The sequence below is a fragment of the Veillonella absiana genome, assembly GCF_032970865.1.
In the GTDB taxonomy this organism is placed as follows: Bacteria; Bacillota; Negativicutes; order Veillonellales; family Veillonellaceae; genus Veillonella; species Veillonella absiana.
In genome coordinates this window covers 101,788-112,025 of record NZ_JAWJZB010000010.1, presented here as the reverse complement: position 1 = coordinate 112,025, position 10,238 = coordinate 101,788, and the positions used below count along the sequence as shown (strand labels likewise).

Here is a 10,238-nt window from a genome sequence, read left to right as displayed (position 1 = left end):
TTACCTAGAAAGTCCCTTGGGTATGATACGCCTGATGATTTATTTGAAGCTTATTTAGATACCGTCTATGCAGCTTAAATTATTTGGTTAAAGGTGTTCAATTTGAACTTGCAATTTTAGTACAAAAATCTGGTGAAGTATTTGTGCTAGATGAACCAAGTAGTGGATTACATGATAAAGATATTGTTCTTATTTTAAAACTTTTACGTCGTTTGGTTAATCAAGGTAATACCGTAATTATTATTGAGCATCGATTAGAGTTAATTGCTAAAGCTGATTGGATTATTGATTTAGGTCCTGAAGGTGGCTCTAATGGTGGACGTATTGTATTTGAAGGGATTCCATCAGATATAATATATAATGACAAGTCTCTAACAGGCAAGTATTTGAAAGCAGGTATGTAACATGTCCTACTGCACAGTAGCTAATGACTATGAACTAGATAAAATCTACCACGACACAGAATGGGGGATTCCCGTTCATGACGATCAGAAACAATTTGAATTTCTCATGATGGAGGTCATGCAATGTGGCCTCAATTGGCGTATGATGCTCAATAAACGAGAGATCTTTCGTGAATGCTTTGCTAATTTTGATTATAAGGAGGTTGCAAACTTTGGTGACAGCGATATAGAACGTATCATGGATACACCAGGTATGATTCGGTCTCGTCGTAAAATCGAAGCCGTTATTTCTAATGCCCAAAGATTTATTGAGGTAAGCCGTGAATTTGGTACATTCTCTGAATTTTTGTGGGCTTTCACAGAGGGAAAAACAGCATTATATATTAATCATGAAAAGGGTATTATTCCAGCTAGCAACGGATTATCTACAAAGGTTAGCAAGATTTTGAAAAAGCGCGGGTTTAAATATCTTGGTCCTGTGACGGTATATTCCCACATGCAAGCGGCGGGTATGATTAATGATCACTCTCATGATTGTGTACGCTATGAATTGATAAATAGTAACTATCCGACAATAGAAATGCCTTGCGATGATGAACAAGGGGTAGTCGATTTTAGTGAATAAATAGAATAGTAATTTCTAAACAAAGGAGATACTTGTACTTCAGTTTATATGAACTGACTCCAAGTATCTCCTTTACTGTGTGCGCCCAGCATGGGCGCAGTCTCAAGGGTGAAAGTCCCAAACGCGGGTTAATCGTGCCAAGCGTATAGCCGAAGGCAAGGGTGTCCATCGTGAGGTGGAATCTGAAGGAAGCCGGATACTGAAAAAAAATCAGTGGTCAAATCTCTGGTCCGACGGATAGAAATCACATATAAGGCAGGAGTAACTGGGTGAGGTTGCACTTCAAACTGAAGCCCGAAACGATTCGAAGCCAATCCTGTAAATGTGGCGGATAGATGGAGAGAAAGACTGTGCTCTTACCTGGGGAGATCTCATAGGTGGGGAAAAAAATCCATAGTAACAACGAACTATGAAAAGTCAGCAGACGTCATAGTACTGGGGGAAAAATTTTTTTTCAGGAAGGACTGAACAATCTTAATTCTAAGTACAGAAAGCGAGGGTAGTACATAATGACAACAGAAAATAACAAGACAGTTAGCTGTCTGCAAAGAGATACTGTGGAACAGGAAGGGTATGCAGAAGCGTTGAGTGATACTACTACACAACTAGAGGAACAGAATGGCGTAATGTTATTGAAACGAATACTTCATCGAGACAGTCTTAATGAAGCATTTAAGCGTGTTAAACGCAACAAAGGTGGTGCTGGAGTTGATGATAGAACCAATCTTTTCAGATTGCAGTTATGGGTACAGACCGAACCGAAGCGCACAACAAGCCGTTAAGCGGGTACAACAGTACGCTGAGGAAGGTTATACCTATGCGGTCTCACTCGATTTGTCTAAATACTTCGACACCATGAACCAACACATGTTGCTTAACATGGTACGAGTGCATGTGAAAGATAAGAGAGTGATTCAACTGATTAAGAAGTTTCTAAGAAGTGGATTGATGGACAACAATAGATTTGTTAAGACTACAGAAGGGACACCACAAGGTGGGAACCTATCTCCGATATTAGCGAATCTATATCTCGATGCATTCGATAAAGAATTTGAACGCATCGGTGGTGTGAGAGGTCGGCTATTCAACTAATGGGTAGCCTCCTACTCGATTTTAAGTTATACGATATACTATTTTGTTTGTTTTGTTACCAAATCGATAATGGTTAAAATCATTTCACATGATTTCACAAATGATTTTATTGGTAAGAACTCAGCATTCGAATGGAAGTTATGCCACAACAATCTAATGTATAGGCAAAATCTACAGGAAATTTCTCAAAGTTCATGTGTTTGGCACCGACCAAGCCAATTTCTTCGTCGGGTACAAAGGCTACATGAATATCACCATGTTGTACATCAGGATGTTGTTGTAAATAATGTAGGGCAGTCATGATAGATGCTACGCTGGCTTTATCATCAGCACCTAAAACAGAATGACCATCACTAACAAAAATATCATCGTTGATATAGGCTTCGAGTTCAGGATGTTCTGCTAAACGAATATAGATTTGATCCGCTTCATTTAGGCATATATCACCGCCTGTATAATGTACTAGTTGAGCAGTTATGTTTGGATTTAGATTGACATCAACAGTATCTAGATGAGCACAGAATCCAATAGCTGGTAATTGTTTATCCGTATTGCTAGGTAGTTTAGCTGTTAATACACAGTATTCACTGAGTTCTATATCAACTAGTCCAAGATTAGACAATTCAGATTGTAAGGTTTTGGCCATATCCCATTGACCAGGTGTACTTGGAACAACACCTGCGGATGCATCACTTTGACTCGTAATGGCTACATATCGTAAAAATCGTTCTGTTAGTTCTTGTTCAAAAGGAAAACTCATAGAACCTCCTCAAGTAAAATTTTTGTTATATGAAAGCTTTCACAATAGCGAATCTCATATAACAAAAATAGGATACAATAAAACAGGATATAAAATGTAAAACACGTTACATTATGGACGTGGGTATAAATAATCGGCTTGTAATCCCAATGGGATATCAAGGAACCACATACCGTAAAGTACTACTGTTAATACGATTAATAGTGCAACAGTGTATGGTAACATCATGGAACTCAATGTGCCGATACCGCTTTCTTTCACATATTTTTGACAGTATGTAATAATCAATGGATAGAATGCAAACATTGGGGTTACTACGTTTACGGAGTTGTCAGAGATACGGAAGGAGGCTTGTGTTAATTCTGGTGAAATACCAACACCCATGAGCATTGGTATGAAGATTGGAGCAAGAATAGCCCATTTTGCAGACGCAGAAGTAATGATTAAGTTAAGCAAGGCAACAAAGAAGATGATACCGAAGATTGTTAATTGAGGTGGTAATGCCAAGGAACGTAAGAATTCTGCGCCAGATACAGCGAGAAGAGCACCGATTTGAGAGGCATTGAAAGCATATAAAAATTGAGCAGCAAAGAAATAAAATACAACTAATTGAACAAGTGTATGGGTCATATCTTCCATGGATTTAGTGAAGTCTTTTGGCAATTTGAATTTGCCAGATGCCACGCCATATACAACACCAACACCGCCAGTAAAGATGAAGATTAATGCGACGATACTTTGCATAATTGGGGCTTTAAAGCTTGCCAATGTGCCATCTGGGGCACGTAATAAGCTATCTTCTGGTAATAAGGCTAATACCAAACCTACAGTCATGAGTAATAAAACAAAAGAGGCAAAGTAAAAGGCTTTATTTTCACGAGAAGAAATTTCAGTATTTACATCATTTTCAATTTCTAGATTTTCATCTAGTGGATACATATTCCAGAGCCATGGTTCTACAATTTTATCTGTTACATACCAACATGCTGGAATAACAAAGAATGTAGCAATGAATGCATAGTAATAGTTTGCTAATACATTTTAGCAATTTTTTGAGGGCCATATTCAAATAACCAGATCCGTCTGCAATAGCAACGCCAAGTGTGGCAACAATTACCATGCCCAAAGGTGGGAATCCTGAATAATTAGTTACCATTTTACTCATTAAGGTAACTAATGACTGTGCACTTAACATATTGATTACAGTCAATGGTTTACCCGTAGCCGGATTGACCTAGTCAAACGTCATTGTTGAAAGTATAGCGGAAATCACACATACAATCAAAAATGCACCAATAAATAAAATAGTAATGTCCGGAATCTTATTACCTATGCGTTCAATAAAGGCAAGAATTCCTGTGTTCTTTCTTGGTTCAGTTTGTACACTCATACAATACCTCCCAGATAAAAAGTAGAAATAAAAATGATACAACTTACTCTTTCAATATACATTTTGATAGTATAATTGTCTATTGAAAGTTGTGCAGAAATAATGACTATATTCCATACAATATATTGCAGTAAATCTAGTTATATATCGATAAATATGGTAAAATATATCAATAGAAGTCTAATGATATACTGCGTGTCAGTATGTAAATATATTTTTGTCATTCAAGAACTATGAGGCATGCCTTGTAGTTCTTCATTATTTGTGTTTAGGAGGCGAAAAATGAGTAAAAAGCTAACACCGATGATGGAACAATATATGGACATAAAATCTCGTCATCCAGAGGAGCTATTATTCTTTCGTCTTGGGGATTTTTATGAAATGTTCAACGAAGATGCCATCACTGCATCTCGTGAATTAAATATTACGCTTACTGGACGTCCTACAGGGGATGAGGAAAAAACACCGATGTGCGGTGTTCCATTCCATGCAGCAGAAAGCTACATCGAAACACTTGTAAAAAAAGGTTACAAAGTAGCGATTTGTGAACAACTAGAAAATCCTCGTGCTGTGAAAGGGATAGTAAAGCGTGATGTTATCAAGGTTATTACACCAGGTACGGTGATGACTGAAAATGGTAATGATGCGCGAAGCAATAACTTCCTATCATTGTTTTATGTCGTTAAAGATGCGTGGGTTCTGGTATTCTGTGATGTATCTACTGGCGAAGTCATTTGGGACCGTATTTTGCCAAACGAAAAACGCACAGATATCTTTGATGCCTTAGCCATGTATCGACCTGCGGAAATCATTTTGGCTAATGAAGTAAGTTTGCCTCAAGATGTTCAGGACTTTGTAGATAATCAATTCTCTAATTTGGTGCTTTCACCCTATACGGCTCATGAAACGAATCGTGAATTGAGCGATTTAGGGGCGAAACATTTTTCCGATATGGGCCTCATGGAAGAGGACGTATTGGAAGCATTAGGCTACATGCTGACGTATTTGCATGACGTAATCAAAACGGAAACGTCTCATATCAGCTATGTCCATAAATTGAGCGTAGGCAATCGCATGATTTTAGATACCGCATCGCTACGCCATTTGGAAATCACCCATAATTTGCGAGATGGTGGTACGAAGGGCACATTATTAGATGTCCTCGATCGTACATTGACGCCAATGGGGGCACGTTTATTAAAGCAATGGCTAGAAAGTCCATTAACAGATGTGGCTCAAATTCAACGTCGTCAAGCGGCCATTGCAGAAATCATTAGTCGTGGGGCGGAACGCGAACAATTGCGTTCTTACCTCGATACGATTTATGATTTTGAACGTATCGTTGGCCGTATAGAAACAGGTTCCGTATCACCGCGCGATTTTACTTCCTTGCGTGAATCATTGCAGTGTTTGCCACATATAAAAAAAACCTTATCAGAATGCCAAAGTATTGCGTTACAAACATTAAATCAAAATGTATATAGTCATACTGATTTATATGAATTGTTGAAAGATGCCATTGCTGAGCAACCAGCATTGACATTAAAGGATGGTCGTGTTATTCGTGATGGCTATAACGCTGAACTTGATGAACTTCGTTCCTTAGCAACTAATAGCCAGGAGTGGTTAGAACGTCTAGAAAGCGAAGTAAAAGACGCCACAGGTATCAAATTAAAAACTGGTTATAACAAGGTATTTGGTTATTATTTTGAAGTGACTCATGCGAACGCGGCACAAGTGCCAGCGTATTTTATTCGTAAACAAACGTTGGCGAATGCAGAGCGCTATATTACGCCTGAACTAAAAGAATTTGAAATTAAAATCCTTAGTGCGAAGGAAAAAATTGTAGCCTTAGAGCAACAATTATATCAAGATTTGCGTATGCAAGTGAAACAGGTGGTCCGTGATGTGCAAGAAACAGCTCGTGCACTAGCTGAACTCGATGTGTTGGCATCCTTAGCGGTGGTGGGATATGAGGAAAACTATATTTGTCCTACTATCGTGATGAATGGGCAAATCAATATTCGTGACGGTCGCCATCCGGTGATTGAAAAATTCCTAAAACGTGAGGTATTCGTGCCGAATGATATCATGTTAAATCATGATGAAGAGGAATTCTTACTCATTACGGGGCCGAATATGGCTGGTAAATCTACGTATATGCGACAAGCAGCTATCTTGATGGTAATGGCACAAATTGGTTCGTTCATTCCTGCTAGAGAGGCTAGTATTTCCCCTGTAGACCGTGTATTTACCCGTGTAGGCGCTAGTGATGATATCTCCACTGGTCAAAGTACATTCATGGTAGAAATGAAGGAAGTTGCGTACATTCTTGAAAATGCTACATCCAATAGTCTTGTCATCCTTGATGAGATCGGTCGTGGCACGAGCACCTTTGATGGTTTGAGTATTGCTCAAGCCGTGGTGGAGCATATTTGTAAACATATTCATGCAAAAACATTATTTGCTACGCATTATCATGAACTCATCCCATTAGAGGAAACCTATCCTAAGTTGAAAAACTATACGGTAGCCGTTAAGGAAAAGGGCAAGGACGTAGCATTCCTTCGACGTATTATTCGCGGTGGTGCCGATCGTAGTTATGGTATCCATGTAGCAAAACTGGCTGGTTTACCGCAAAGTGTATTAAAACGGGCTGAGGTGATTTTACAATCCCTTGAAACGGATCATCCTGGTTCTGATGATTTGAGTCAACGCGTAGGTAATGTAGAACTTCAAGTAGGCAGTTCCACAAATGCTGGCCGCATGGTTATGAATAATAAACCAACTATGGACTCTATGGATGTGGGTAATTTATTCACCCATTCTGTTGTAGATAGCTTGTTAGCCGTCGATGTGATGAGCATGACGCCTATCGAAGCATTAAATACGTTATATCAATTACAAGAAGAAGCACGTAAAGGTGGTGGCAAATAATGGCCATTATTCATGTATTAGATGAAACAACTATAAATAAAATCGCCGCTGGTGAGGTCGTTGAACGCCCTGCCTCTGTTATCAAGGAATTAATTGAAAACTCCATTGATGCTGGTTCAAAATCTATCGACGTGGAAATTGCAGAGGGAGGTATCGCCTATATGCGCATCACTGATGATGGTGTGGGTATGACCGAGGAGGATGCACGTCTTGCTGTGCTCCGCCATGCGACGAGCAAAATTCAAGCCGTAGAGGACCTCTTTGATATTGCATCTTTAGGTTTCCGTGGTGAGGCCTTGGCAAGTATTGCATCGGTATCTCATTTTTCATTGACTACCCGCAAACAGGACTCTGATCTAGGGACGCGTATTACCATTGATGGTGGGTCTTTCACTGATTGCATTCCCTATGGGGCGGCACCGGGTACGACTATTGAGGTGCGTGAGTTGTTTTATAACACCCCAGCACGTCGTAAATTTTTAAAAACCGACCGTACTGAAAGCTCGAAAATTCAGGATATTGTGGGTAAATTAGCATTGAGCAATCCACATATTTCCTTTAAATTGACCGTGGATGACAAGGTGAGCATCATTACCCCAGGTAATGGTACTGTCACAGATACGGTGACGGCCTTGTACGGCTATAAAACGCGAGAGGATTTATTTCCTATCGCTTATGAAAGTGAAAGTATCGTCATTGACGGTGTGGTGAGTAAACCAACACTCCTCAAGAGTACTCGTGGTTGGCAGACGATTATCGTGAATAACCGCGTTATTTCAGATCGTACTATTGCCAAGGCCATCGATAATGCCTACCATGCATTATTGCCTAAGAATGGACATCCTCTTGTGGTGCTGAATATTATCGTGCCGGCTGAGATGGTGGATATTAATGTTCATCCTCGTAAAAGTGAGGTTAAATTCTCTGACGATAAAATCATTTTCAAGGCTGTGTACCATGGTATTTTAAATGCCTTGGATAATCCATTGCATCAACGCTATGAACGAGAGTCATCACAGTACTTGGAGTCTACTAATAACAGTAGTGGTATAACTGGTGGTACAGCGGACAATGGATTTACGGAACTACATAATCAGCCAGACACCATTGCCACAGCAGTCAATGTAGATAAAGTATATGGTGGCCGTCATAAGCCTGGCTATGAAGTCATTCGCGATGATACGAATGAGTTTATACGTCGATTAAAAACAGAAGGGTTTACACCGGCACCGAAATGTTCCTTTGAACAGGAATCCTTCATGAATGATAGCTCATTCCATGAAGTGCCTACGGAATATCGTAGTTATACAGAAGAAGATAAGGCTAAATTTAAGAGCCTCTATCAAACGAATCCGAGTGTATCGGAATCTACAGGTTTCAATAATTCTCTTATATCTACAGATTCTAATGGCTCTATCGATTCTACTGGTTCTATAGATTCTACGAATTTAGCTAGTTCTACTGATTCCACCGATTCGCATCGCATTATTCATAACAGTGGGCTCTTACCGATGGGACAAGTGGCATCCTGCTATATTTTGGCAAAAAAAGGTGATGATTTATTTATCATCGATCAACATGCAGCGCATGAACGCGTTCGCTATGATAGACTTTGCAAATCTGCCGAGGCCATTCCTATGCAAGTTGCGTTAATGCCAACCTATATGAATGCTACAGATGAGGACATGACGCTGGTTGAAGAAGAACGAGACGCATTACTTGATTTGGGTTTTGACGTGGAACTCGGTGGACCAACACAAATTAAGGTTGTGGGTAGTCCAGTAGATATTTTAGAGAGTAAGGTAGAGGAAATTTTACAATACGTTTTCACCTATCTTCATGATCATCAACAGCCAACGAAGTCTCAACTTCGTCATGAAATGTTGGCCTATGCGTCTTGTCGTGGTGCCATAAAATCTGGTCACAATCTCAATATGTATCAAATGTTCGTATTGATTGAGGATCTATTTACTACAGACAAACCATATGTGTGCCCACATGGTCGTCCAACGATTATTAAATTTACACCAGATGAACTAGGTAAATTATTCCTACGTTCCTAAGGGAAAATTAAATAATAGTTTGCATTGACTATGTTAATGCATCAGAATACTGATGCATCCTATATTGGTGTTAAGGTTGTAACAAATTATTAATACGATTGTGTAATTGCTAGCTTAGCTGAAAGGAGACAATATGAATATCGTCACTGTCTCACAGAAGGCTAAGGAAGCATTAAAATCACATGCAAAGCAGGAAGCACAAGTGTTAGGCTGGCCCTATGTGGTAAGAAAAGGACAATCTCTGCCTAAGCTGCAGGAACAGTACAAGGCTGATAGTATTTTGAATTTTCAAAATACAGGACCATCACTCTATACAGGTCCCGGCAAAGAACATCATTTTCATCTGTCTATGGCGCAGTTACGCATACTTCGTTTAGAACGAGGCGAACAAGATCATCTAGTGGAGGCCGTTAAAATTGAATCTCCAGAGCAATTTTCCATTTTAGATTGCACATTAGGTCTTGCTAGTGATTCTATTATTATGACCTACGCCTATCCAGAGGCTCGTATAACGGGCCTCGAAGCTGCTTTACCACTATGGTATATAACAAAGTATGGATTGCAGCATTTTGTGCATGATAATAAGGAAGTGACGAATGCACTTCGGCGCATAGAGGCTATCCACGGAAATTATATAGATTACCTTGCTCAAGCGGACAATGATTCCTTTGAGGTGGTCTATTTTGATCCCATGTTTGAAAAGCCCATCGAGGAAAGCCCTCAATTTTTGAGTCTTCGTGGCCATATTCATGAAGAACCACTATCTATAGATAGCTTTCACCAAGCCTGCCGTGTGGCAAAGTACAAGGTTGTCATTAAAGAACGACCATTTGCCAGTATATTTAAGATATTACAGCCTCATGAATGGGTGGGCGGCAAATATAGTCGCATTGGCTATGGTGTGTATTACGTGGAGCGCATATAAATTCCCACAATGTAAGTCCGATTACATGATATTCTAGTAAGA

9 protein-coding genes and 1 pseudogene are annotated in these 10,238 nt (G+C 39.5%); 7 read left to right on the top strand and 3 right to left on the bottom strand.

The window, feature by feature from the left end:
- The first annotated feature begins 83 nt into the window (after positions 1-83).
- The 4 genes from RVY80_RS09210 (at position 84) to RVY80_RS09195 (ending at position 2,121) form a co-directional block, all read left to right on the top strand.
- Positions 84-404: a hypothetical protein gene (locus tag RVY80_RS09210; protein ID WP_295191071.1), complete on the top strand. Its 321-nt coding sequence runs from the start codon at positions 84-86 to the stop codon at positions 402-404.
- A 1-nt stretch (position 405) separates the two neighbouring features.
- Positions 406-1,029 carry a DNA-3-methyladenine glycosylase I gene (locus RVY80_RS09205; RefSeq protein WP_317330361.1) on the top strand — a complete coding sequence of 208 codons (624 nt, stop codon included), beginning with the start codon at positions 406-408 and terminating at the stop codon, positions 1,027-1,029.
- A gap of 557 nt (positions 1,030-1,586) precedes the next feature.
- Positions 1,587-1,811 (top strand): hypothetical protein, encoded by a 225-nt coding sequence (locus RVY80_RS09200; protein ID WP_295193265.1) that lies wholly within the window; start codon positions 1,587-1,589, stop codon positions 1,809-1,811.
- Positions 1,741-2,121, top strand: coding sequence for a reverse transcriptase domain-containing protein (locus tag RVY80_RS09195; RefSeq protein WP_317330359.1), 381 nt, complete (start codon positions 1,741-1,743; stop codon positions 2,119-2,121). Before RVY80_RS09200 ends, RVY80_RS09195 begins: the two co-directional genes overlap by 71 nt.
- 106 nt (positions 2,122-2,227) lie before the next feature.
- Here the strand turns inward: RVY80_RS09195 and RVY80_RS09190 are convergent, their stop codons facing one another.
- The 3 genes and pseudogenes from RVY80_RS09190 to RVY80_RS09180 form a co-directional block, all read right to left on the bottom strand.
- Positions 2,228-2,881, bottom strand: coding sequence for a peptidase T (locus tag RVY80_RS09190; RefSeq protein WP_317330357.1), 654 nt, complete (start codon positions 2,879-2,881; stop codon positions 2,228-2,230).
- A gap of 111 nt (positions 2,882-2,992) precedes the next feature.
- Positions 2,993-3,874 (bottom strand): AbgT family transporter, encoded by an 882-nt coding sequence (locus tag RVY80_RS09185; RefSeq protein WP_317330364.1) that lies wholly within the window; start codon positions 3,872-3,874, stop codon positions 2,993-2,995.
- Positions 3,846-4,271, bottom strand: a pseudogene (locus RVY80_RS09180) (AbgT family transporter). Before RVY80_RS09180 ends, RVY80_RS09185 begins: the two are co-directional and overlap by 29 nt.
- 282 nt (positions 4,272-4,553) lie before the next feature.
- On the opposite strand from RVY80_RS09180, the gene mutS reads away from it, so the two are divergent.
- The 3 genes from mutS to RVY80_RS09165 all read left to right on the top strand — a co-directional run bounded on the left by mutS (position 4,554) and on the right by RVY80_RS09165 (position 10,196).
- The gene (gene mutS / locus RVY80_RS09175; protein WP_295191061.1) at positions 4,554-7,208 is read left to right on the top strand and encodes a DNA mismatch repair protein MutS; all 2,655 of its coding nucleotides are present in this window, start codon (positions 4,554-4,556) and stop codon (positions 7,206-7,208) included.
- The gene (mutL, locus tag RVY80_RS09170) at positions 7,208-9,271 is read left to right on the top strand and encodes a DNA mismatch repair endonuclease MutL (RefSeq protein ID WP_295193262.1); all 2,064 of its coding nucleotides are present in this window, start codon (positions 7,208-7,210) and stop codon (positions 9,269-9,271) included. The genes mutS and mutL overlap by 1 nt, the downstream gene beginning before the upstream one ends.
- A 133-nt stretch (positions 9,272-9,404) precedes the next feature.
- On the top strand, positions 9,405-10,196 hold the full coding sequence (locus RVY80_RS09165) for a class I SAM-dependent methyltransferase (protein ID WP_295191055.1): 792 nt from the start codon (positions 9,405-9,407) through the stop codon (positions 10,194-10,196).
- Positions 10,197-10,238 lie beyond the last annotated feature (42 nt).